Source organism: Nitrosomonas ureae, assembly GCF_900108305.1.
Classification (GTDB): domain Bacteria; phylum Pseudomonadota; class Gammaproteobacteria; order Burkholderiales; family Nitrosomonadaceae; genus Nitrosomonas; species Nitrosomonas ureae_B.
In genome coordinates this window covers 43,355-67,641 of the sequence record NZ_FNUX01000014.1, presented here as the reverse complement: position 1 = coordinate 67,641, position 24,287 = coordinate 43,355, and the positions used below count along the sequence as shown (strand labels likewise).

General features: G+C 43.7%; 24 protein-coding genes. 9 read left to right on the top strand and 15 right to left on the bottom strand.

Annotated features, from left to right (window positions below):
- Nucleotides 1–109 precede the first annotated feature (109 nt).
- The 3 genes from C4S39_RS09205 to C4S39_RS09195 are packed head-to-tail and all read right to left on the bottom strand — an operon-like array spanning nucleotide 110 to nucleotide 1,949.
- On the bottom strand, nucleotides 110–247 hold the full coding sequence (locus tag C4S39_RS09205) for a response regulator transcription factor (RefSeq protein ID WP_258039374.1): 138 nt from the start codon (nucleotides 245–247) through the stop codon (nucleotides 110–112).
- A complete protein-coding gene (locus C4S39_RS09200) occupies nucleotides 240–1,694 on the bottom strand; it encodes a hybrid sensor histidine kinase/response regulator (RefSeq protein WP_103966728.1) in 1,455 nt (484 codons plus the stop codon). Before C4S39_RS09200 ends, C4S39_RS09205 begins: the two co-directional genes overlap by 8 nt.
- 6 nt (nucleotides 1,695–1,700) lie before the next feature.
- Nucleotides 1,701–1,949 (bottom strand): hypothetical protein, encoded by a 249-nt coding sequence (locus C4S39_RS09195; protein WP_258039377.1) that lies wholly within the window; start codon nucleotides 1,947–1,949, stop codon nucleotides 1,701–1,703.
- Between the two features lie 374 nt (nucleotides 1,950–2,323).
- Here C4S39_RS09195 and hslO point away from each other — a divergent pair, with 374 nt between their 5' ends.
- From hslO to C4S39_RS16125, 3 genes are all read left to right on the top strand, one after another.
- A complete protein-coding gene (gene hslO / locus C4S39_RS09190) occupies nucleotides 2,324–3,178 on the top strand; it encodes an Hsp33 family molecular chaperone HslO (RefSeq protein ID WP_103966726.1) in 855 nt (284 codons plus the stop codon).
- A 420-nt stretch (nucleotides 3,179–3,598) separates the two neighbouring features.
- Nucleotides 3,599–3,988 carry a response regulator transcription factor gene (locus C4S39_RS09185; protein ID WP_103966725.1) on the top strand — a complete coding sequence of 130 codons (390 nt, stop codon included), beginning with the start codon at nucleotides 3,599–3,601 and terminating at the stop codon, nucleotides 3,986–3,988.
- Between the two features lie 21 nt (nucleotides 3,989–4,009).
- A complete protein-coding gene (locus tag C4S39_RS16125; protein WP_103966724.1) occupies nucleotides 4,010–5,482 on the top strand; it encodes a sensor histidine kinase in 1,473 nt (490 codons plus the stop codon).
- Nucleotides 5,483–5,536: 54 nt separating this feature from the next.
- On the opposite strand, the gene C4S39_RS09175 is transcribed toward C4S39_RS16125, so the two are convergent.
- The 3 genes from C4S39_RS09175 to tmpT all read right to left on the bottom strand — a co-directional run bounded on the left by C4S39_RS09175 (nucleotide 5,537) and on the right by tmpT (nucleotide 10,013).
- Nucleotides 5,537–7,942, bottom strand: coding sequence for a DNA internalization-related competence protein ComEC/Rec2 (locus tag C4S39_RS09175; RefSeq protein WP_308457308.1), 2,406 nt, complete (start codon nucleotides 7,940–7,942; stop codon nucleotides 5,537–5,539).
- A 611-nt stretch (nucleotides 7,943–8,553) separates the two neighbouring features.
- The gene (locus C4S39_RS09170) at nucleotides 8,554–9,363 is read right to left on the bottom strand and encodes a sulfite exporter TauE/SafE family protein (RefSeq protein ID WP_103966722.1); all 810 of its coding nucleotides are present in this window, start codon (nucleotides 9,361–9,363) and stop codon (nucleotides 8,554–8,556) included.
- Between the two features lie 5 nt (nucleotides 9,364–9,368).
- A complete protein-coding gene (tmpT, locus tag C4S39_RS09165; RefSeq protein WP_103966721.1) occupies nucleotides 9,369–10,013 on the bottom strand; it encodes a thiopurine S-methyltransferase in 645 nt (214 codons plus the stop codon).
- A 141-nt stretch (nucleotides 10,014–10,154) separates the two neighbouring features.
- On the opposite strand from tmpT, the gene C4S39_RS09160 reads away from it, so the two are divergent.
- Complete coding sequence (locus C4S39_RS09160) at nucleotides 10,155–10,586, top strand: helix-turn-helix domain-containing protein (RefSeq protein ID WP_103966720.1); 432 nt, start codon at nucleotides 10,155–10,157, stop codon at nucleotides 10,584–10,586.
- Between the two features lie 143 nt (nucleotides 10,587–10,729).
- On the opposite strand, the gene C4S39_RS09155 is transcribed toward C4S39_RS09160, so the two are convergent.
- From C4S39_RS09155 to recQ, 5 genes are all read right to left on the bottom strand, one after another.
- Nucleotides 10,730–11,800 (bottom strand): NADH:flavin oxidoreductase/NADH oxidase, encoded by a 1,071-nt coding sequence (locus C4S39_RS09155; RefSeq protein ID WP_258039375.1) that lies wholly within the window; start codon nucleotides 11,798–11,800, stop codon nucleotides 10,730–10,732.
- 306 nt (nucleotides 11,801–12,106) lie between these two features.
- The gene (locus C4S39_RS09150) at nucleotides 12,107–12,928 is read right to left on the bottom strand and encodes a GNAT family N-acetyltransferase (RefSeq protein ID WP_258039373.1); all 822 of its coding nucleotides are present in this window, start codon (nucleotides 12,926–12,928) and stop codon (nucleotides 12,107–12,109) included.
- A gap of 154 nt (nucleotides 12,929–13,082) precedes the next feature.
- The gene (locus C4S39_RS09145; protein ID WP_181023797.1) at nucleotides 13,083–13,364 is read right to left on the bottom strand and encodes a high-potential iron-sulfur protein; all 282 of its coding nucleotides are present in this window, start codon (nucleotides 13,362–13,364) and stop codon (nucleotides 13,083–13,085) included.
- 677 nt (nucleotides 13,365–14,041) lie between these two features.
- On the bottom strand, nucleotides 14,042–14,224 hold the full coding sequence (locus tag C4S39_RS09140; protein ID WP_103966716.1) for a hypothetical protein: 183 nt from the start codon (nucleotides 14,222–14,224) through the stop codon (nucleotides 14,042–14,044).
- Between the two features lie 135 nt (nucleotides 14,225–14,359).
- A complete protein-coding gene (gene recQ / locus C4S39_RS09135; protein WP_103966715.1) occupies nucleotides 14,360–16,159 on the bottom strand; it encodes a DNA helicase RecQ in 1,800 nt (599 codons plus the stop codon).
- Nucleotides 16,160–16,436: 277 nt separating this feature from the next.
- Here recQ and glnA point away from each other — a divergent pair, with 277 nt between their 5' ends.
- From glnA to C4S39_RS09120, 3 genes are all read left to right on the top strand, one after another.
- Nucleotides 16,437–17,846 (top strand): type I glutamate--ammonia ligase, encoded by a 1,410-nt coding sequence (gene glnA / locus C4S39_RS09130; protein WP_103966714.1) that lies wholly within the window; start codon nucleotides 16,437–16,439, stop codon nucleotides 17,844–17,846.
- A gap of 130 nt (nucleotides 17,847–17,976) precedes the next feature.
- On the top strand, nucleotides 17,977–18,426 hold the full coding sequence (locus C4S39_RS09125; RefSeq protein WP_103966731.1) for a DUF4124 domain-containing protein: 450 nt from the start codon (nucleotides 17,977–17,979) through the stop codon (nucleotides 18,424–18,426).
- Between the two features lie 18 nt (nucleotides 18,427–18,444).
- On the top strand, nucleotides 18,445–18,876 hold the full coding sequence (locus C4S39_RS09120) for a DUF4124 domain-containing protein (RefSeq protein ID WP_258039372.1): 432 nt from the start codon (nucleotides 18,445–18,447) through the stop codon (nucleotides 18,874–18,876).
- A 96-nt stretch (nucleotides 18,877–18,972) separates the two neighbouring features.
- Here C4S39_RS09120 and xth read toward each other — a convergent pair whose 3' ends face one another.
- The 4 genes from xth to C4S39_RS09100 all read right to left on the bottom strand — a co-directional run bounded on the left by xth (nucleotide 18,973) and on the right by C4S39_RS09100 (nucleotide 22,679).
- Entirely contained in the window at nucleotides 18,973–19,752 is a 780-nt protein-coding gene (xth, locus tag C4S39_RS09115) for an exodeoxyribonuclease III (RefSeq protein ID WP_103966730.1), read from the bottom strand.
- A gap of 69 nt (nucleotides 19,753–19,821) precedes the next feature.
- Entirely contained in the window at nucleotides 19,822–21,750 is a 1,929-nt protein-coding gene (locus C4S39_RS09110; protein WP_103966712.1) for an ATP-dependent DNA helicase, read from the bottom strand.
- A 189-nt stretch (nucleotides 21,751–21,939) separates the two neighbouring features.
- A complete protein-coding gene (locus C4S39_RS09105) occupies nucleotides 21,940–22,245 on the bottom strand; it encodes an RnfH family protein (RefSeq protein ID WP_103966711.1) in 306 nt (101 codons plus the stop codon).
- Entirely contained in the window at nucleotides 22,242–22,679 is a 438-nt protein-coding gene (locus C4S39_RS09100) for a type II toxin-antitoxin system RatA family toxin (RefSeq protein ID WP_062559371.1), read from the bottom strand. The genes C4S39_RS09105 and C4S39_RS09100 overlap by 4 nt, the downstream gene beginning before the upstream one ends.
- 88 nt (nucleotides 22,680–22,767) lie before the next feature.
- On the opposite strand from C4S39_RS09100, the gene smpB reads away from it, so the two are divergent.
- Together smpB and C4S39_RS09090 are read left to right on the top strand one after the other, a co-directional pair.
- Nucleotides 22,768–23,211 carry an SsrA-binding protein SmpB gene (smpB, locus tag C4S39_RS09095; protein WP_103966710.1) on the top strand — a complete coding sequence of 148 codons (444 nt, stop codon included), beginning with the start codon at nucleotides 22,768–22,770 and terminating at the stop codon, nucleotides 23,209–23,211.
- Nucleotides 23,212–23,262: 51 nt separating this feature from the next.
- Complete coding sequence (locus C4S39_RS09090; protein ID WP_103966709.1) at nucleotides 23,263–24,276, top strand: COX15/CtaA family protein; 1,014 nt, start codon at nucleotides 23,263–23,265, stop codon at nucleotides 24,274–24,276.
- Nucleotides 24,277–24,287: the final 11 nt, after the last annotated feature.

The window sequence follows — 24,287 nt, the reverse complement described above, 5'->3', positions numbered from 1 at the left end:
TCAACGGCGTTAAGTTCGTTAACGGTATTAAACAAACAGCAGATCAAAAACAGAATGCCGCTTGATTCCCTATACACCAGATTTGACTATAGCTCACAATATCCCAATCTTATTCCTTCGCCTTTTTGATGGTATCTTTGCCATTAATCGCCTCCGCAACAACTTCAATGTCATCCGCTTCACTAAAAATCCGTTTGAGTCCATCACGAAATAATGCGTGATCATCTGCAATCAACACCTTAACCATCGATTGATTCCTCAGCGCATGCTACTAAAGTCAGTGGTATTCTAAGCATTACGACACTACCTTGTGACGATATGCCCGATATTTCAAACTTACCACCAAACTGCTGCGTTCTTTCATTCATGCTGATAATTCCAAATGACTGAGGATTTAATATTTGCAATTTTGTAATGCCAATACCATTATCCTTAATCGTAATAACAACACTATCTTTGTTTTCAACAAGTTCTATATCAACTTTAGTTGCATTCGAATGCCGGATAATGTTGATAAATACTTCCTGAATAATTCTAAAAATAGCTGTTTCATAACTTTTGTTATGGCAAGATAAATTCGATATTGTTGATTCCAGTGTGCAATCAATTTTTGTTCGTTGCTCCAATTCACGCACGAGCCACTCAATCGCGCCCAATAATCCTAAATTATCCAGCACATTGGGACGTAAGCTTACCGAAACTCGACGCGCGGTTTCTATAGCTTCACTCGTTAATTGGTGCAATAATCTGATTCGTTCGTGCATGGGCTCTGCAGTTATTTTTTTGGAAAGCCAATCCAGGTCCATCTTTAGAACGGTTAATGCCCCACCAAGAACATCATGTATTTCACGACCAATCCTGGTTCTTTCTTCTTCTCGGATATCTTGTAAACGCGCAGCCGATTGATGTGAATTTTCAATCATCTGTTTACGTTCAGTAATGTCTTCGATCATGTATAAATAACATATTTCATTACTCGCAACTGCCTCAAACGGCACAATAGAAATTTTAATCCAAATAACTGAAATATCCTGATGCAGAATTCTTTTTTCTATTTTGCAATCAACCAGTCCGCGATTTAAAAAGTTCTCAATATCATCATGATATGACTGCAAATCATCTGGGTGAATAATATCCGCATGGTTGGTACCGATAAGCTCATCCACGTGCCTACCTACAATAGATGCATACTTCGGATTTACATCACAACATCTTCCGGTATGCAAATTAACCAACGCAATACCCAAAGGAGCTTTCTCAAAAATGGTTTGAAATCTTTTCTGCGCCTTCCTGTTACTTTCCTCGATACGCTGTCTTTCAATTGAATAGCGAATTACCCGTGCGAGCACATCTTCAGTAAGACTGCCCTTCACGAGATAGTCTTGGGCGCCGGCTTTTATCGCTTTGATCGCAAGCTTTTCATCATCCTTAAAAGATAAAGCAGCAATGGATGTGCTTACCGTATGTTCCCGCAATTGTTTTATCGTTGTGATTCCGTCGCTATCGGGCAAAGTCAGATCTGACAAAATCAGATCAAAAGATTTTTTGTGAATTAACTCTATCGCAGAACTTAATCGTTCTACATGAGTCACCGTCATCTGGTCACCCATCGCTTGCTGCAAATCACTCTCTACCAGTATTGCATCAGTTTCATTGTCTTCAATTAGTAAGATATGAATTTTAGGTATGATCATTGCCCATCAAGGCTCATAAAATATTGAGGTAGAAAACCAATAATATTGGACCACTTTGGCTATTTTTATATGATCATCAAAATCAGCCGATTTTTTGATATAACCATTCGCATAACTCTGGTATACAGACTTGATATTCTCTTTAGCTGTAGAGGAAGTATAAATGATGACAAGTATGCCTCTCAAATCAAGATCATTTTTGAGTTCTTTTAGTACTTCTAATTCACGCTTTCTCGGCATATTCAAATCCAGCAAGATACTATTTGTAGTGGTCAACCAATTCCGGGCAATAAATAAGACAGATTTTCAGCTTTCGCCAGTGGCGACACCATGTTGTACTGATGTGGTCGGGTATAGTTGTAATAATCCCATCAAACAGAAACCAATATCTTTTGCTGCTTCATTCCTTGAAATATAACCGGGCGTCGGAATCCATTCGGATTTCAGGCTGTGAAACAGATCAATAACGACAACCAAATAATGCCAGCGATTATCCGTCCAGATATACGTGATATCATCACACGCAACCTTAAACAGTGTCCGGCTTCATTAGACCACTACAAACTTGGATGGCATTGTAAAATACTCGCTCGTAATATCAATCAATCATTACAATTAGAGATTTAATAATGAGTAATTATGTACAACGTTTCCTGCTGGAAAATTTGGATATACGCGGCGCTGTCGTACATCTCGATTCCGTCTGGCAGGAAATGCTATCCGGACGCAGCTATCCTCAGCTTGTCACACAATTGTTAGGTGAAATGAGCGCAATTACCTTACTGTTGAGCGAGAACCTCAAACAAACCGGGCGCCTGATCATTCAACTAGCAGGTAGCGGCCCTATCTCCATGCTGATAATGGATTGTACTGAGAGCCTGCACCTGCGTGGCATGGCGAAATGCGAACAAACCATCGAAGTACAATCAGTTCCCGATTTACTTGGCCATGGTCACTTAGTCCTTACACTCGATATGCCATCAATGCGGGAATCTTATCAAAGCATCGTACCGCTTGATGGCAAAACCATTGCTGAAATTTTTGAACATTACTTCAGGCAATCCGATCAATTGCCATCGCGTTTATTTCTGGCCACTACTCACAATGCCATTTTTGGTTTATTTTTACAAAAACTGCCAAATGCCGATTTACAAGATCCCGATGGTTGGGTTCGTACCGAGACTCTAGCGGCTACAATCCAAGATCATAAGTTATTCGATCTAACCGCAGAAGAAATCTTAACACGTTTATTTTATGAAGAAACCATTCGAATTTTTGATGCTCAATCCGTTCAATCCGGTTGTCAGGAAGATCCCGCCAAGATTTATTCCATGCTTCGATTACTTGGACGCGAAGAAGTTGATTCAATTTTGAAAGAATTTGGCGAAGTCATTGTTAGCGACGATATCTGCAATCGTGAATATCGCTTAGATGCACTGGCTATTGATGCAATCTTTCGAGAAGCCGAACCAACTATTCATTAAGACTCATCACATTGTGTTTCTAGATTGCAATACCATAACACGGTCACGCGCAATGAACGGCCTCACTCCAAGGACGAGGAATCGAATCTGGTATAGATTAAAATTCATAGCATGAAGATTTAAACGCAAGTGTAATTTATACCCACATTTCTTAAACAAAGAATATCTCTAGAAATTTCTTCTGATCAAATTACTGTAATTGCCTGGCTCAAGAAAATTTGTTCGTCACTTTCATAGGCCTATTACTCCAAAAGATTATATTTTTCCAATATATGACCGATATTCACGTTTCACACATTATTCACATATGCTACGATATGATCTATCGAACAATAACCCCGACAATTGAACGGTTTATTTTAGCTGCTTCTAAGCTGCGGTTTCTAGAAGAGAATGATTAAGCAAGGAGAATTAATTATTATGGCACTAAGAATTGCTCATGTTGATGATGATTCGGATATCCGCGAATCAGTTCAGCGTATACTATTTAAAAATGGATATGAAGTTGATAGTTATTTATCGATGCAGGAGTTTATCGATTCATTACAAGATGAAACTAAAAGACCGGATTTGGCCATTTTGGATGTCATGGTTGAATCCATGGATGCTGGTTTGATCACTTATGCAAAAATCCACAAGCAATTTCCGCAAATTCAAACTATTTTTCTGACATCTCTAGGTGATATGATTCGGCCATATTTTGAAGATGGATCGCATGAATGGGTTTGCATCATGGAAAAGCCGGTTGAGCCAGTCAGTCTTATGGCAACGATTAATGAGCGCTTGAAGAAAGCAGGAGAGGCTGCATAATTTTTTGCAATACACAATCGTATGGCAAGCACTGAATTCTCTTGGAATAAACCCAACACTCAAAACGTACTGCTTGAAATAAAGGGAGATAAGCTAAAGCTTAGTGACGATGTTTTAATTAGCAATATCCGCTGGTTCATAACTTTCCGCTGGATACTGATTGCTGCACTGGTTTTTTTCGAAATCCTGATGCTATCGGCATCGAATACGCTGGCTCAATTAGGCATTAGTGAGCAACAGAAATGGCCGATAGCCATCATTATTGTACTGATTGTAGCCAATATTGCTTACATCTTCGCGTTAGATCATTGCAAATCAAGTAAATATAACTCGCCTTCAATTAATCTATGGATTCAGATTATTGTTGATCTGATCTGCTTGTCAGTCGTCGTGCATTATATTGGCAGTACCTCCACCCCCATTTCTTTTTTCTACGTACTGCATATTGCTCTTGCCTGCATCTTTTTTTCTACCCGTGAAAGCCTGTATGTAACCATCTTGGTCTGCTTCATGGACTCGATCGTAATCATCATTGATAACTTTCTAATCACTCAAGCACCACTCTCTGCATTAATAAACAGTCAATTCTTATCTGAGAGCGCACGCAAGGATGGCGCTTTGACATGGATGTTTTTCCTTGATATTCTTTTTCTTGTTGTTTGGTATGTGGTTTCAAGGCTTTCTCTAATCGTTCGTGCTCATGAACGTCACCTTGTTGATGCATATCGACAAATCAATCAGGCACAGGTAGAAAAAGATCAATATGCGTTATTGATCACGCATCAACTTAAATCCCCGCTCGATGCTATACGCAGCAAAATAAATTTAATCAAAGAAGGTTATCTGGGCGAAACAACACCTGAGGTAAGTGCAGCATTAGAGCAAATGGATCTTCGAGCAAAAAACATGTCCAGCCTAATACTTGATCTACTCAGGTTGGAACGATTGAAAGATACTTGTCTTGACACCGCAGTTTTCGAACCTGTTGAAATTCAATCTACCCTGCAAAAATGTATCGAGAAATTAACCCCGGTTGCCAGCTCTAAAAATGTCACGCTCAACTTATCCATTGAAAATTTTATTTGTAAAGTAATCCCTGATCAATTAGAGATACTTATAGAAAATATCATTACCAACGCGATTACCTATTCACATGAAAATACCAGCGTTGAAATTTTATCTCGAGTCGATCGAGACAATTTGCATGCTAGCATTACTATCACCGACCATGGCATTGGCATCGAAGATAAAGACTTACCCAACATTTTCAACGAATATTTCTACTCTCCCAGAGCAGCGCTCCATAACAAAGCAACAAGCGGCATCGGTTTGTCCATCGTCAAGATTGCAGCAGAAAATAATCAACTCAAAATAAAGGTTCTCAGTGAGCCAGGTGTAGGAACCACATTTACTGTGATTTTTAGCACTATCGAATTACCTTTAGCAACTGGAAGTTCCGCACCAATAACCTCCATCAGCGCTCATCTGTCTTGATTGAGCTACTCAGCGTATGAATGAAATAGCAATGCTGCGAAGCATTATTGCGGTTTAATTCAATTCAGAGTTATCGTGCCAATAGCGCTGATTTAGTTTTCTCCAACTGTTAACAGTCCAATCATTATTTTCAAACCGGACTAAGATGGCTCCATCCTTGTCGCTACGCATCAGTTGACTACCTGAATTATGATAACGTGAAGTTACAGTTTCGCGTGGATGATTATAGCGATTGAGATAACCAACCGTAAAAATTGCCAGAGAAGGATTCACTTTCTGTACAAAAGCATCGGTTGATGAAGTTTGACTGCCATGATGCGGTGCAATCAATACTGTCGCACGAAGCTTGTCACCGTCTCGAGCTAACAATGCTTGTTCATCTTTCCTCTCAATATCAGCTGGCAATAATACGCTGCCATGAGCTGATGTGATTTTTAATACGCAACTTCTTGCATTGGTATTACGTTTTGGGTTCAAATAATCCTGCTCCAGAGGATGCAGCAATTCAAAATGCACATCGTCCCATTGCCAGAATTGCCCCTTGCGGCACTGATTCTTTGAGATTACCATCTGCGTTATTGGGTGTTTATCATCCAACGATGACCACAGCTGCATAACCGGCATCTCGTTTAATACTGATAGTGCGCCGCCACTATGATCCGAGTCTACATGCGATACGATCATGCCGTCGAGTCTTGTAATTCCTTCTCCGCGTAAAAAAGGCACGATAATACGATTACCACTGTCGACTTCACCGAATCCAGGACCCGTATCAAATAGTAATGCATGATGCTCGGTGCGAGCCACAACCGCAAGTCCTTGACCCACATCAAGCACAGTCAGCCACAACTCACCAGTTTTTGGTTGCGGTGGTTTAACCAGAAACACAGTTAATGCCGCGATCACACCCAACCAGCGCGCTGGAAAACCGGAAAAAAAGCCTATTCCTAAGCTTCCCGGCAGCAACATCCACAGAATTCCTATAACCGCAACACCTATACTCCACATTGGCGGGGAGTGCTGCTGCCATACAGTATGCGATAAATTGCTTAGTGACTGTAGAATTACCATAATGACGCTTAGTACATCATGGACGAACGGTAACACAAAATCAAATACGGGTATGGTCGCTAACAATGTCAGCGGAACCACTATAAGGCTTATTAGAGGAATGGCAATGGCATTAGCAACTGGCGATATTAAGGATATCTGCTGAAATAATGCCAACAATAAAGGAATAAGACCCAATGTAATAGCCCACTGAATCCGCAACCAATTGCTAAGCCAATGTATTTTTCCGATCCGGCCAGCGGTTAACAGCATTATGACGGCAATCGCACCAAAGGATAACCAGAATCCAGGCGCCAAAATTGCCCACGGGTCCAACAATATCACCCCAAACAGCGCCCACGCCAACACCGTGGTTACACTTACCTGACGCCCTATCCATAACACAATCGCCACCACCGCTAGCATATAGAACGCCCGCTGTGCCGGAATTGCAAAACCTGAAAGTACGGCATAACCTAAAGCCACAATCAATCCAATCATCGCGGCAACACGCCGCGCTGGAAAACGTAATGTAAGATAAGTATTCCAACGCCATAGCCAATATACTGCTGCGAATACCAAGCTAGAAATCATCGTGATATGCAAACCGGAAATCGCCATTAAATGGTTGGTTCCAGTGCGTGTAAATACCTGCCATTGATCGCGGGGAATCGCATTTTGATCACCTGTTGCCAATGTCTGTAATATTCCTACATAAGTTTGATTAGCCAGGCTCGCAGCAAAACGATGTTGAATCCCTTCACGAATATGCGCTATCCAATAAGCAGGGCGTTGCACCATAGGATGCAGACGCTGATTATCATGCGATACACGAACATATCCAGTTGCACGGATATTACGTTCCAATGCCCATCTTTCAAAATCGAAGCCATGCGGATTCTGATTGCCATGCGGTCGTTTCAAATGCACCGTCAGCTGCCAGCGTTCGCCCACCCTGACTATAGGCAATGCTACTTGATTGACTCCCGATTGCCGCGCCTTATACCAAGACAATGCAATCCGCTTGGGCACGATTGCACCCTCGGTATTCACATGTTCAACATCAAACTGAAAACGCACGCCTCTATCGTTTTCTTGCGGCACAGTAGCTATCACGCCAACTATTTGGATAGCCTTACGCTCCCAGATATGAGGCAAAGAATCGTCCAAACGCCAGTGCGCTAAAATTGCCGCCCAGCAAAACCCAAACATGAGAGAGAAAATACCCAACAAGATTCTGCTTATTACAAGATGACTCGCTGATAGAAACAATCCCAATATTCCGGTTGTAACTGCTACTGACAACATCAGCCAAACCCATTCCATTTCCGGCAGTATCGGCTGATGCTGTAACCAACCGACACCCAAAACAAACACTAGGATATTTAATCTTACACACGTATTCTTCAAATTTATTTATATCCGCAATTGCGCTATTTATTTACTTTATTACACAACCTTATGAATCCTGATCGGATATTTTTGATATTTACATTGTAGTATCATAATCTTACAACAGCAATCTGTTACTATGGCATGATCACAGCGCCTCCTTCGAATGTGATACAAGATTCTTTTAATATTCGAAATTAATTCTGGCATTAAATAGAAGTGGACTCCAATTTTTAAACAGGTGTCTTAGGAGTTATTTTCCCACACATCAACCTGTCTTTAGCAGCCTAATGGATTCATAATAGACCTGATCCAGAACAGCCTTCAAAGGCTGATGTTTTCGATTCTCATCATAAAACCGAAAATACTTTGCCAGCGATTTCCTGGTTTCAGGTACTGATTCATATGCATTAAGATAAACTTTGCTGCGCCACAATCAATATGAGGTAGAAACGGAAAGATTGAAAAAAAATTGCTTAACTGGATTGTCTGGCTTTACTCGACCAGGTCAGCTCGGTACTTTCTCAGTAGCAGAACGTGCAAGTTGTGAAAGTCATAATCCGGCGATTGGAAAAGCCATGATAATTCCTGTCATTAGTATATTCCCAAAGAATACGCATACTCTCCGGTCAAAATTGAACAAGCGAGATTAACATCTTGATACTCAAAAGCAGTGAGATTACGGCGAGTATCTTTTTCAGAAAAACATCAGGTAAATTATGTGAGCAGCGTGTGCCATAGGAAGCCGCAATAAAGCTGCCAATCGCTATAGTCAAAAATGCTGGCACATCAATGAATCCGACGGTATAAGTATTGCTCAATGTGATAGACCAGCCGCTAATCATGTAGCCAATGGTACCCGTAATGGCAATGGGAAACCCAATCGCCGCTGAAGTACCAATGGCGCTTTTTACGTTCACATTTTTATAACCGAGGTAAGTAACGGCGAGGAAACCGCCGCCTACTGCGACAAGTGCTGATACAGATCCAATGCCAATTCCAGCCGCAATCAATCCGCGAAAGGTTGCAGGTTTTGAGCTGGGTCTCGGCTGCCAATTAAGAAACATTTGCCCCGTTACAATTACCATAAGCAACGCAAAAAATATAGCAATGTAGACCGAGTTGACGTGGGTGGCGGCCTGTGTGACCAGAAAGGTACCCACAATAATTCCAGGTGCCATTCCGCCAACCACCTGCCACTCGATAGCGCCTCGAGAAGCATGTACGCGGATGCTCGCCGTTGAAGAAATAATCATGCAAGCCAGTGATGTTCCTAATGCCAAGTGAACCGCGTTATCTACGCTGATCCCCTGGTAAGTAAAAATGTATGTCAGCAAAGGAACCAATAATCCACCGCCACCAAGTCCCAGTAGTCCCGCCACAAAGCCAACGAAGGCACCCAGTACGAGGTACAACAATATCCATTCGATATCCAGCATATTAATTAGCCTATTTTTTTCTGGAGCAACCAAGCGGTCTCCGTTGACATAACTTTTCCTTTCAATCCACCTGCGACATCTTTGCTGCCAACAAACTGCAATCGATAAGCGGCGGCATAATGTTGCTTTACTTCGTCTTCGTTCACTGAGAACGGCGGACCATCCATAAGCAATGGATCATATTCATAAGTGATCAGCAATTGCGGTGCAGCGCCCGTTATGTTCATCAGGTGTGACGTATAGTGTCTTCGTACACAGGCAGGCAGAGCAACCAAGGCGGCACGATCGTATATCGCGTTTATGGGGCCAAGACATTCAGCGGACACAGCAAAAATATCGCCCGCGAATATGTCAATATCTTCAGCATGATAACGAACCAGTTTCCCTACTTTAGAGATTTCCGGCTCTAAACCAAGTTCTTTAAACAAGCCGTTAATAGCCAGTTCGCTCAACTCTGCGCCAGCAACTCGATAGCCGCGGGCAAGCAACCATGCCGCATCACGTGTTTTGCCACACAACGGCAGGAATATACGGCTGCCCTTTGTCAGATTTAATTCTTTAAAGTGCTCTGCTAACATCGGATTTGTCTCACTTTCATGAAAACCGATTTCCCCTCGTTCCCACTTTTGATGCCAAAAACTTGCTTCCATAGCACAGCTCCTTAAATTCTTAAAAAGATTAATAACAAGCCATCAGCTTAATGGCTTAAATGTTGTACTAAATTGCATACTGAGCTAGGATAAAAGCTCAAGTCGACTTAAAGTCAAGTATTAATTACAACAGGTGAAATAATGGATATAGCCGAGGTCGCAAAGGCATCCGGATTGCCCGCCTCAACGTTACGATTTTATGAAGAAAAAGGATTGATCCACTCAAGTGGCCGAAATGGTTTGCGCCGCTCATTCAACGCCAGCGTTGTAGAACGACTGGCTTTAATATCTTTGGGTCGAAGCGCCGGTTTTTCGCTGGATGAGATTGCTGAAATGTTCACCTTCGATGGACCTGACATTAATAGAGCGATGCTTTCAGCCAAGGCGGATAAGTTGGATAGAACAATCGAAGAACTGACCGCTATGCGTGATGGGCTCCGTCACGCTGCGGTCTGCAAAGCCCCCAGCCATTTTGAATGCCCGAAATTTCTTCGCCTTCTTCGTGTTGCAGGTAAAAACCGCTTCAGGCAACCCAATAAATTAAAGGAAATCAAGCCTAAGCGGAGCGTATAAAAAATATAGACCGGTGAGCTATGTGCTCCATTGTTATCACTCCAGGGTACTCCGACTAAATATCGGATTTTCTCATCCATAGAATGGAAACTTTTCAATTACAGGGTACCGCTAACCGGTTACGTCTCACCGATCCAAGTTCGTTATTTGGCACGGCGTTTTACGGCGTAACCATACTGGATCGGCCAGGTTGGCTCCCCCCCCAGAAATTGCTGCGCTTTAATTGCCCAATACGGTTCCCTCAGTAATTCTCGTCCGAGAAAAACGATATCCGCTTCCCCACTGGTGATGATCTCATCTGCATATTGCTGATCGGTAATCAGGCCCACGCCGCCCGTGCAAATTCCCGTCTCTTCCCGGATGCGTCTGGCGAAAGGAATCTGATAGCCCTTGGCGACAGGAATCTTTGCATCGAGCGTTGTTCCTCCGGAGGAAACATCTATCAGATCCACACCAAGTTCCTTCAACCGCCGGGAAAGGACGACGGATTGCTCAATGTCCCACCCTCCATCCACCCAATCGGTCGCCGATATCCGTACAAAAAGCGGCAACTGTTGCGGGATAATGTTGCGCAGCCGCTCTGCAACCCGCAGTAAGAATCGCATACGATTTTCCAGGCTGCCACCATAGTCATCGTTACGATGGTTGCTGATCGGCGAGAGAAACTCATGAAGCAAGTAGCCATGCGCAGCATGCAGTTCGATCACTTTGAAACCCGCTATCAAGGCGCGTCGTGTACCTGCCTCCCATGCATTGATGCACTGTTCGATATCTGCCTTGGATAGAGCTATCGGAACCGGGTCACCCTTATCGAAGGGAAGCGGACTGGGACCCACAACAGGCCAGCCGCCTTCAGCGGTCGTCTCCAGACTACGCCCGCCAGACCATGGCGAATCGCAACTGGCCTTGCGCCCAGCGTGGGCGAGTTGAATGCCGGGAACCGAGCCTTGTGCTTCCACGAACCGTGCGATGCGCGCTAGGGGTTCGATATGTTCATCTTTCCATATCCCCGTATCGCCTGGCGAAATACGCCCTTCGGGGGTAACCGCCGTGGCCTCGACGACTACCAGACCAGCGCCCCCCATCGCCCGGCTGCCGAGGTGAACCAGGTGAAAATCGGTGGCAAAGCCGTCTTGCGCGGAGTACATGCACATGGGTGACATCGCGATGCGGTTGCGGAAGGTAACGCCACGAATGGTCAGCGCAGTCAGCAAATCTACCTGGGGGATTTCGCGATCGTGTTCGCAATGACATTGCGCTTCGTCGATGGTTTGAATGACACTTTGGCCGAGGGAAACGGCCGAATCAAGGGGGAGGTTTTTTTCAGTAAAATTTGTCTTGCTTATGGCTGATTTCTCGGAATTGTTCTGCTCATAATCGGACATGAGATTATTCCTTTGGAAAAGTAATTATGTATCTTATCACCATCATTTGGGCTAAATCCACAAAGCCGGGAGAGAATGGAACTGAGTTAATGCTGATTACAATTGTTGATTCGAATTGAATACAAACAATATAAATTAACCCAGTTCAAAACTGGTGATACCATACATCCGCTCAAAATCCAGTGCTGGCATATATTGGGTATACATTCTCGATGCTTCAAAAACAATCTGCAAATCATGGCGTTCAACTAAGGCACACGCATGGGGATTATTCTCACAAATATCCAAGAACACCGGCTGGTTTTCCTTTACCGCAGCAAGTAATCCCAACCATAAAGTCTCAGCTAATAATGGATTATCCGCAAATAACGGGGCAATTTTATACCCTACGCGGCAAGAGCGAATTACTCCATATGCGACAATCTGATCACTCTGAATAATCCCTAAAGCAATGCTATCAGGCTGAGTAAGCCACAACTTTAGAAATTCAGCTCTATCAGCAGGGAAAAATGCTGAATCATACGAATATATTTGCGCAAAAGGAATATTCGCGAGTTCAATCAGTTCCGGATTACATGGAAATTGTCCGCCCGTTAATCCTTGATAGCGAATATTGCGATATGCTACTTGAAATCCGGATTTTTTATAGTTATCTTGTTGTGCAACTACCCCATCCAGGCCGATATTGCACCCTTTGAGATAATTAAGTCCAGCATGCCAAAGCCTAAGACCATAATGTTGCCCACGATATGGTTCTTTAACAATATAAAGTCCCATAAACCCAAACGAATCGCTGTATTTGACCGCTGATAGGCAGGCAATGGGTTGACCGTCAAGTAGACCCATGAAGAAACCATTCCTATCCGCAGCATAAAAACAATCTCTATCGTGTAAACCAGGATTCCAACCTTCAGTAGCAGCCAATTCGATAGCAAAATCTATCTCATTTTTCATCATTGATCGGATAATATATTCGCTGCCCATTAGATTCTTTTATACCTGCAGAACAAATATTCAACGAGATTCGTGTCCACTACATCGCTAAACTGCTCATTATCGTCAATATGAGCAAAGTTACACCCCCAACTTATATAAGAGACTTTTGCAGCCCCTATTTTCTGGTATATGCAACACACCAGCCTTGAGGATTAATACTGCCTTCAACGACTCTACATCCCCCTGGAGCTTCGGGTGTCTTACCTGGAATAAATTGCATACAATTATTGCATTGCTCTTTGCCGTTTGGCTCATCTCGGTATTGCATTGATTCCTTAGAGGCTTTAGATGCATGTACGTGATTCATTAAAATATCAAAAATAGGGATAGTGACGCCCAGTGCCATAAATTTCATTATTCTGCGTCGTGAGAATTTTTTCTGAGAATGATTCGTCATCGTATCCTCCTTCGAATAGGTTATCATGGAAATTCCCTTAAACAATAATCAAAACGTAAGGTTCAGACTCATAAGAATATCCACTGAAAATAAATTGTCTGTACGGTAACAAACATTAATAAAAACCCAGAGTCGATTTGCGTTTCATTTATTTAAAGACCTTTCTCATATTCAGTAATGAAAAAGCTGAATTCACGCCGAGCCGCTCTTTTGTAAAAAAATCAAAAGGTGACCAGCAATATCAGGTCTCGCAGGATGCCGCTTAGCACCGGTCGGCGGTGCGAGTCTTGGGCTTGGAGTGCATTAAGGCAGTCTAGATGATAATGCGCAACGATTAGTAATGCAGTAGAGTGAAGCATTCACTCACTCTCATGTTTGCTTTGAGTTCTTGATTCATCTCCATGGAATTAAGACTAAACTCATCTGATGGAAGCGTGAGGATGCAAATCTGTTTTGCAAAACTTACATAAAAGCGAATTCGACCTGGAAATGGATCAATAGGCGAATGACGTCATTTTCACTAGATTCATAGGGAATCGACATCGGCAAATATTCATCGACCGAAACCTCAAGATCACTCCCGAACCTGAGATAGGAAATGTACAGAAAAAAACCGCCTCTTCGGGCGGTTTTTTTCTCATTCTAATGAGATTGTTTCAGTATTAAAATCTCGGAGATCAATGCCCAGGTTTGCTGGTACCACCGAAAGGACGCGGATCTTGTCCTTCTTTTAGACAGTTACCATTACCATCTATTCCAAATTGACAATCATCGGCACTGGCACTTGGATCACCCATATCGGCATTTGAACAAGCGGTTAAAAAAACCAGTAGTGCAACAGTAAAAATTGACAGTTTCATCACTTAATTTCCTTATTTAGATTTACCATATTTGTTTTGAGGGTTTGAGTATATAACAGAACAGAAAAAATTTCCAAGCACTTGGCTATCAATATCACCTCATATCGGTAGATGCTCAGCAGATGCCTTATCTTCTTAATTGCCGCGCAGTATCTGCATCAAATAAACGCCATATTTGTCGAGTTTACGCGCACCGACACCTGCCACTTGACTCAATTCATCTTCTGTTTGCGGACATAAGCGTACCAATTCATGCAACGTGGTATCATGAAAAATCACATAAGCCGGAACACCGTGTTCTTTGGCTGTCTTTGCCCGCCATGACCGCAGCTGTTCCCACAAATAGCGCTCGGCTGAATCCAAGAGTGTTAAATCATCGCCATTACGCTTGTTGGATAATTGCCCGGTTCTGGTTTGTTGACGCAAATACACGTTCTGCTGCCCTTTAAGTACAGCACGGCTAGCTTCAGTAAGATGCAAAGCACCATGCCCTTCACTGTCCGGTGTCAGAAAACCCAGCGCAACAATTTGGCGAAATATCGCACGCCAGGTTTTTTCAGGCAGATTTTCCCCGATCCCAAAAGTACTGATTCTGTCATGATGCCATTCTTTTACACGATCGGTCAGGTTGCCGCGCAAAACGTCAATTAAATGACCTGCGCCGAAAATCTGCCCCGTACGATAAACGCACGACATTGCCTTTTGCACTTCCACCGTGGCATCCCAGACTTTAGGTGGATTTAAGCAAATATCGCAGTTTCCACATCCCGCAGCGTCAACTCTCTCACCGAAATAGCTTAGCATGCGAGCACGACGGCAAGTAGTCGTTTCGCACAACGACAACATGGCTTCCAGTTTGCGTGCGGCTACTTGTTTAAATTTGAACTGCGCCTCGGATTCTTCAATCATACGCCGTTGCTGAATAACATCGCCAAGACCATACGCCATCCAGGCATTGGCTGCTTGTCCATCGCGGCCAGCACGGCCGGTTTCCTGATAATATCCCTCGATGCTCTTCGGTAAATCCAGATGCGCGACAAAACGCACGTCCGGTTTATCGATCCCCATGCCGAACGCAATCGTAGCAACCATGATGATGTTCTCTTCGCGTAAAAATTTTTCCTGATTCAAGCTTCGCTGCTGCATACTCATGCCGGCGTGATAGGCCACAGCGTTCAAACCCTGCTTTACCAACCAAAGGGTGATTTCTTCCACCTTTTTGCGCGATAGGCAATACACAATCCCGGCATCCGATGGATGCTCCGCTTGGATGAAAGCCAGTAACTGAGAGCGACTGTTAGTTTTATCGATAATCTGATAACGAATGTTCGGGCGATCAAAACTTGAAACAAATACCTTGGCTAAATCCAGCCCAAGCCGCTCAATGATTTCTCTGCGCGTATCCATGTCGGCGGTTGCTGTCAATGCAATACGGGGAACCGCAGGAAAACGCTCGTGTAAAATTGATAATTGAATGTATTCCGGACGGAAATCATGTCCCCATTGCGAAACACAGTGCGCCTCATCAATCGCAAACAAGGCAATCGGAATGCGTGTGATCAGATTCAGAAACCGCGCAGTCAACAAGCGCTCGGGCGCCACATACAGCAAATCATATTCACCCGCTAAAAGTTTCTGTTCAACTAGAATAGCTTCTTGCTGGGACAACGAAGAATTCAGCACCGCGGCGCGTACTCCAATTTCGTGCAATGCGGTGACTTGATTGTGCATCAAAGCAATGAGTGGAGACACGACAATAGCAACACCATGGCGTAATAAAGCCGGAATTTGATAACACAGTGACTTGCCACCACCGGTTGGCATCAATACCAGGCAATCGCCTCCACCGGCAAGGTGCGCGATGACTTCCGCTTGCTGCCCGCGAAAAGCCGGGTAACCAAAAACTTCCTTAAGTATATTAAGTGCTTCGGACATTCTAAATAGAATTATTGATTGCAAATTCCCGCTGCTTAACCAGATCAATGCATTATTGCAGTTTACGTTGTCTGCAAATTGCTTTTTTAAGAACCATAAAGACTTTCATGATACTACATTGGGATGCATGCCCGGCTACTAGTAAGTTTATTTCCATTCAGCCGGTTTGATAACGATTGTTAATGCCGTTTCAAATTATTCATACGGTTGTGCTGGTATAATTCCATAAATGTGTCTTTATTTATAAAATTTGTGATGTTAGTTTGGAGAAATAAATATGGTGGTAGCTGATGTTCTGAAATTGATTCAAGACAATGAAGTTAAATTTGTTGATTTGCGTTTTACCGATACCAATGGAAAAGAACATCATGTCACTCTGCCTGCACATAACTTTGATGCAGATAAGTTTGACGATGGCCATCCTTTTGACGGCTCATCGATTGGTGGTTGGAAGGGAATTCAAGCATCCGATATGTTATTGATCCCTGATCCCGATACCGCGAATATGGATCCATTCATGGATGAACCCACGTTACTGCTTACTTGTGATGTGGTCGAACCCGCCGATGGCAAAGGCTATAGCCGTGATCCCCGTTCATTGGCCCGGCGCGGAGAGATTTACCTGAAATCAACGGGTATCGGGGATGTTGCTTATTTTGGACCGGAACCTGAATTTTTTATATTCGATTCGGTACGCTGGCATACCGGTATGTCCGGTTGTTCGGTCAAAATAGAATCTGAAGAATCGGCCTGGAGCTCGTCAATCAAGTATGAAAGCGGCAATACCGGTCATCGCCCTGCTGTCAAAGGCGGCTACTTTCCGGTGCCCCCCGTAGATTCATTGCAAGATATCCGCTCTGCCATGTGCTTGACCCTGGAAGAAATGGGAGTGGGTGTCGAGGTTCATCATCATGAAGTAGCTACCGCAGGTCAATGTGAGATAGGCACACGTTTTAACAGTCTGGTTAAGCGTGCGGACTGGAATCAGATCCTTAAATACGTCATTCATAATGTCGCGCATTCATACGGCAAGACGGCAACTTTTATGCCCAAGCCGATCGTGGGTGATAATGGTTCCGGCATGCATGTGCATCAGTCGATCTGGAAAGACGGCAAGAACTTATTCTCCGGCAATGGTTATGCGGGTTTATCCGAAATTGCCTTGTATTATATCGGCGGGATCCTCAAACACGCCAAAGCGCTTAATGCCATCTGCAATCCCAGCACCAATTCATATAAAAGATTGGTTGCCGGATTTGAGGCACCGGTCAATCTGGCTTATTCGGCCAGCAATCGATCAGCCGCAATTCGTATTCCATATACCAGCAACCCCAAAGGACGGCGCATTGAGGTTCGTTTTCCCGATCCGACCGCAAATCCTTACCTGGCATTCACTGCGTTAATGATGGCCGGTTTGGATGGCATCCAAAATAAAATGCACCCCGGCGACCCGATGGATAAAAATCTTTATGACTTGCCGCCAGAAGAAGCTGCCAAGGTGCCTAATGCCTGCGCCTCGTTGGATGAATCCCTGGAATGCCTGGATAAAGATCGGGACTTCTTGATTCGTGGCGGCGTATTCTCCAATGATTTGATCGATGCGTACATTCAGTTGAAGATGGATGAAGTGAAATTATTACGTACCACTACACATCCGATTGAATTCGATTTGTATTACAGCTTATAATTTTGCCCGATACCGGTTACATCATGTAATAAAGGAGGAATTGGCAGTTCTTTTTTTGCTTTTCGATAAAGAAAACTTTGATAAACTAATCAGACAGTTGATACTGCCATCAATATTCTTTCAGCAAAATATGAAAACTATAATACTCTTGATTTTATTGATCTTTATATTGCCGATTGGCTTCCCGCAAGCAATGGCCAGTTCCGAGATATATAAGTATGTCGATAAAGATGGCAATATCACCTTTACAAATCGCCGTGCCCCTAATGCAGAAAAGATTTCTATTGCCTCGTTCTCGAGAAATACAAAATCCAATCAATCAAAGCCAGGTTCAGATTTAAATCTTCCGCGTGTAAATGATACAACGCAGAAAAATCGTGATGCCATGCGCCGTGAAATTCTACAAAAAGAACTCATTGCCGAAGAAAAACTCTTTTCTGAAACGCGGAATTTCTTGGACGAGATCCTTAACAAGCCTGAATTTAAGAATAGTTTTCAGGAAAAGACGGTGCAGCTAAAAAATAAATTGCTTCTGCACCAAAGAAACGTTGTGGCATTAAAAAAAGAATTAGGCCGATAAATGCCAGGAAATTACTTCTTGCTCATTACATTAACTCTGTTTTCTAGCTTATCTTATGCCGGCGTCTATAAGCATACCGATGAGAACGGTAACGTAACCTATTCGAATATACCTTCCAATGATTCCAGGCGTATCGATTTGCCTCCGATTATTGTCGTTCCACCTGTAGATACCGGCGAAGTTGAAGATCGAATTGCGAAGCGCAGAGAATCCATGAAACTTAGAGAACAGCGTGAACAACTGCAGAACAAAATTTCCGAGGAAGAGGCACAGCTTAATGAAGTAAAAAGCGAGTATAAGGATGGCATGCCGGACCGCCTGGGCAGTGAACGCAACTACCAAAGATACCTTAATCGGGTAGATCGGCTGCGGGAAGAAATCAGTGCACGCGAGAAAAACCTGGAATTAATGAAAAATGACTTGGGCAAAATGCCTGAAAAAATCAGGTAAGTGATTATACTCTTGCCGCTCATGTATCCATTGCCTCGGAAACGCGTCAAATAAAGCCCCTCATCACAAGACGGCGAGAAATTAAGCCAGGAAAAATCAAATATCCAATGAGCAAGCCAGTTCCACCAAAACAGGCGCATGATCCGAAGGGCGCTCAAGCTTGCGCATCGTTTTATCAATCGTACATGTCATACATGCGCTGCAAAGCTCCTCGCTGAGGAGTATGTGATCAATCCGCAATCCCTGGTTACGGCGAAAAGCCATCATCCGGTAATCCCACCACGTATAGGATTTCTCGGGTTGCTCAAACAAACGGAAGCTATCGCTCAAGCCTAAATTGAGCATATCTCCGAAAGCAGCGCGTTCGGGCTCGCTACACAGCACCTTTCCTTTCCAAAGTTCGGCATCATAGACATCCCGATCCTCCGGTGCGATATTAAAATCGCCCAGTACTGCCAATCTCTTATAATCTATCAATTCCTGCTGCAGCCATTGTGTAAAGGCTGGCAACCAGCGCAGTTTATATGCATATTTTTCCGACTCGACATTCTCTCCATTGGGCACATAGGCGCAAATCACACGCACATCCCCATAAGTTGCGGCGATTACTCTTTTTTGTTCGTCAGCCAAACCGGGTATTGCGGTAACTACCTTGCTTCCTTGCCGCTTACTAAGCATCGCCACGCCGTTATAGGTTTTTTGCCCGATGAAGACGGATTCATAGCCTGCAGCTTTTATTTCATTGACCGGAAAGTTTTCATCGATTAATTTTATTTCCTGCAGACATAGCACATCGGGTTGATGCTCTACCAGCCAGTCAATTACTTGCGGCAAACGTACTTTGAAGGAATTGACATTCCATGTTGCTAATTTCATAACCATAAATTATTTATACCTTAGCCTATTGGCGATAGATAACGGAACATCACTATCATTGCCGTTCCTTTAATCAGTATGGAAGAAGCGTTCGACTTCTGCTAAATCCCGGGTACGCTTCATGGGTGGTAGGCTTTGCCATATCTGCTTGCCATAAGCTTTTGTTGTTAAACGCGGATCACAAATCATCAAGACACCGCGGTCTGTTTCATCCCGGATCAATCGCCCGGCTCCTTGCTTCAAATTTATAACTGCGCGAGGCAATTGGTATTGCATAAACGCATTGCCACCTTCATTATTAATTTTATCAATTCGCGCCGATAAAACCGGATCGTCCGGAGGCGCAAATGGCAATTTATCAATGATAACCAGCGACAACGCTTCCCCTCTTACATCCACCCCTTCCCAGAAAGATTGACTGCCAACCAGAATCGCATTATCCAATTTGCGGAAACGCTCCAACAGATATGAGCGCGAGCCCTGACCCTGAAGTAACAGCGGAAAAGCGCTGAAATCATCAGAATTCTGTAATAACTCATAAATCCGTTGCATCGCACGTAAACTGGTACAGAGGAAAAAAGCGCGTCCGCGACTGGCGCGTAATACCGGCAATGCCGATTGAACAACCTGGTCAATATAAGTTTTATGCTGCGGCTCCGGCAAGCCTATCGGTACATAAAGCAGTGCCTGCGTAGAAAAATCAAACGGACTATCCCAGCAAGCGGTTTGCGCTGTATTCAACCCCATTTCATTATTGTAATGAGAAAAATCCTTTTTAACCGACAAGGTTGCGGAAGTAAAGATCCATGCACGTGGCGATGTCATCATTTGTTTTTGAAAGATTTCGGCAATCGATAACGGCGTTGCATTAAGCTGCAAGGCATGATGATAAACTTCAACCCAACGCACATGATCCCGCATTTCTGTTTCACTACGCCAGCGCTGAATCAGGTATAAATGATTGGTAGCCCTCTGACGGCAATTTTCCAACCCATCAGATCGCTCTGATTGACTCTCCAGTTGCTTCACCAGATCAAGCAATTGTTCCAGCAGCTTATCCAGCGCAACATTGAAATTCGAGTGTTGATTGATTGCTGGCAAAGATAACCGCGTGTTGTCTTCCATGATGGTTAAGCGCAAATCGCGTGCCGCTTTTTCCATGGCGACAATAGCTTCTGGCAGCGGCACAAAATCTCCAGCCGCTTGAATCGCTTCCACTCTGGCATCACGCGCAAGATCCAGCAATTGCCCGGTACTGATCGATTCGCCAAAAAACAGGCTGGCCGTTTCCGGTAATTGATGCGCCTCATCAAAAATGACCGTATTACAGGCGGGCAACAATTCCGACAAGCCCTCATCACGCAGCATGACATCCGCAAAAAACAAATGATGATTCACCACCACGATATCCGCCGATAATGCGTGTTTGCGCGCTTCCATCACGAAGCATTTTTTATAGCTGTGACACTCGGATCCCAGGCAGTTATCCCGGGTTGAAGTTACATGATGCCAAATGGCGGCTGTTTCGGGTACCTCATTAAGGCCGCTTTTATCGCCGCTTTTACTGATATTGGCATAGCGCTCTATTTTCTGTAGATACTGGATCTCGTCGCGATTAACAAAGCTCAGCTGTGTATCCTGCAGACTTCTTTCCAAGTGATAATGGCAAATATAATTGGCGCGCCCTTTTAACAATGCAATCGTAACCGGTATTTTAAGCGCTGCACGCACTGTTGGAATATCACGATTAAACAACTGGTCTTGCAGTGTTTTTGTTCCAGTGGAAATGATCACTTTACCCCCTGCCAACAAAGCGGGCACCAAATAGGCAAAAGTTTTTCCGGTTCCGGTACCTGCTTCAGCCACCAGAACTTGATTTTTGGCTATTGTCGCTGCAATGGCCTGCGCCATTTCCAATTGCTGCGAACGCGCACGATACCCCTTGATGTGATTGGAAAGAATGCCATCGGATGAGAAAATGTAATCAATATCAAGCATATAATCAGATCTGCCGGAATTCCAAGGCTATGCGCGTATCACAATGGAGTGGAAATGATATCTTCAGATAAGGCTACGCTAATTAGGATAAGGCATTGATAGTTCAGGACAATAATAAACACGGTGTGTAATTTCCGGAAAGAATGAAAGCGAGAAAATCATCCCAAGAAAACGGTTATTGAGTAATGATCATGATTTACGATTTTCTGAGCCCAAGGAACGTTTAGCGCGTATTCTTCTGATTTCCTTGGGATCAATAACCAGCGGCCGGTAAATTTCGATTCTGTCGCGTGACTGCAATGATGTATGCGATCCAACCAATTTTCCAAAAATGCCCAGCTTATTTTTTGCCGGGTCTATTTCGGGAAATTGCTCCAAAAATCCCGAAAGCGCTAGGGCCTCACCCACCGTACAATTATCCGGTACAGTCATTTTTTTCAAAACTTGAATATTCGGAAGGGCATAGACGATTTCAACCTGAATCACTGCAGTCATCGTTTGCCGTAGATTACTTCCGCCCGCTCAATAAAGGATTCCACAAAGCTGTTTGCGATCATATGAAATACCGGACCCACAAGCTTTTCCAGGATTTTATTCGAAAAAGTGTAATGTAACCGAAATTTTATTTTGCAAGCATTATCTGATAATGGAATAAACTGCCAATAACCATCCAAGTGTTCAAAAGGACCATCCAGCAGACTCATTTCAATCAAATCGGGTGGAAAGCGCTTGTTTTTGGTGGTAAAGCTATGCTGGATATGATGATAATTGATCTTGACTGTCGCATGCGTGGTTACTTCATCCTGAGGATCTACCGAGGTGCCGCCGCACCACGGAAGGAAATCCGGATATTCCTTGACATTATCAACTAATGCAAACATTTGCTCAGCTGAATATTCAACCAAAACTGATTTTTCTATTTCTGCCATAAAAGTAAATCAACTCACATCGATGAGGAACACCGAAAAACTGATAAAATATGCTTAATTTTAGTCATTCCCACTGCTTAATCCCTGTATGAGTATAGTACAAAATAAAAAAGCTTTTCACGATTATTTCATCGAGGAAAAGTACGAAGCAGGCTTGGCACTGGAAGGGTGGGAAGTTAAATCCATACGCGATGGCCGGGTTCAGCTGAAAGAAGCTTATGTTATCATTCGAAACAGCGCATTATATCTCATTGGCAGTCATATCAGCCCGCTTAAGACGGCCTCAACGCACATTAATCCTGATCCGGTGCGTACCCGTAAATTGCTGCTGCACGCAGAACAAATCAGACGGCTTATCGGTAAAGTTGAACGCTCCGGATATACGCTGGTTCCATTGGATATGCACTATAAGGCAGGCAGGATCAAGCTGGAAATAGGTTTGGCCAAAGGCAAGAAACAGCATGATAAGCGCGAATCCGAGAAACAAAAGGAGTGGGAACGCACTAAGCAACGCTTGATGCGTGACAAGTAAACCAATTCATCGATTCATCGATTTAATTTCATTCAATAACTTTTTACGACTATGCAAAAACCTATTGCGATCTGGTTACTTATTTGTTGCGTCATGGTATTTGCCATGATAGTGGTTGGCGGTGTTACGCGATTAACCGATTCAGGACTCTCAATTGTCGAATGGCAGCCCATCGTGGGCACCATGCCCCCAGTCACGCAGGAAGACTGGGACGTATTGCTCGAGAAATACCGCGCTACACCGCAGTACCAGAAAATCAATAAAGGCATGAGTATCGATGAATTTAAAAATATTTTCTGGTGGGAGTACTTTCACCGCCTGCTGGGGCGGCTTATCGGGATAGTATTTTTTGTCCCTTTTGTTTATTTCCTGGTCAAAAAAAGAATCGACCGATCCTTAGGAATCAAGTTGACCGGCATATTTATACTAGGGGGATTGCAGGGATTGATGGGATGGTACATGGTCATGAGCGGTTTGGTTAACGACCCGCATGTCAGTCAGTACCGGCTTACCGCGCATCTTGGATTGGCTTTTGTGATTTTCGCCGCGATGTTCTGGGTTGCTCTGGACCTGCTCACCCCTCAAAGCGAGCACTCCAAACCCGATGAGAAGATTCAAAGTTTGCGCAGATTCTCCTATGGCCTCACATCATTGATTTTTATAATGATTATTTCCGGAGGATTTGTTGCCGGCATTCGTGCTGGCCTGGCTTACAATACCTTCCCGCTCATGAACGGATATTTGATTCCGCCAGATCTGTTTATTCTGGAACCCTGGTATCGGAATTTCTTCGACAACATCACTACCGTTCAATTCGACCATCGATTGATTGCGTGGCTATTGGCTTTTTTAGTGCCGCTTTTTTGGTTTAAAACGCGCAAAGTTCAACTTTCTGGTACTACACGTCTTGCCTGCAATCTTTTTTTGTTGATGCTGGCGATACAAATCAGCTTGGGTATCACAACCTTATTGCAAGTGGTACCGATCCATCTGGCGGCATCTCATCAAGGGGGCGCAGTACTGCTATTTGCGACAGCGTTGTGGGTAAGTCACCGCTTCCGGTAGTCCAGAAAAAA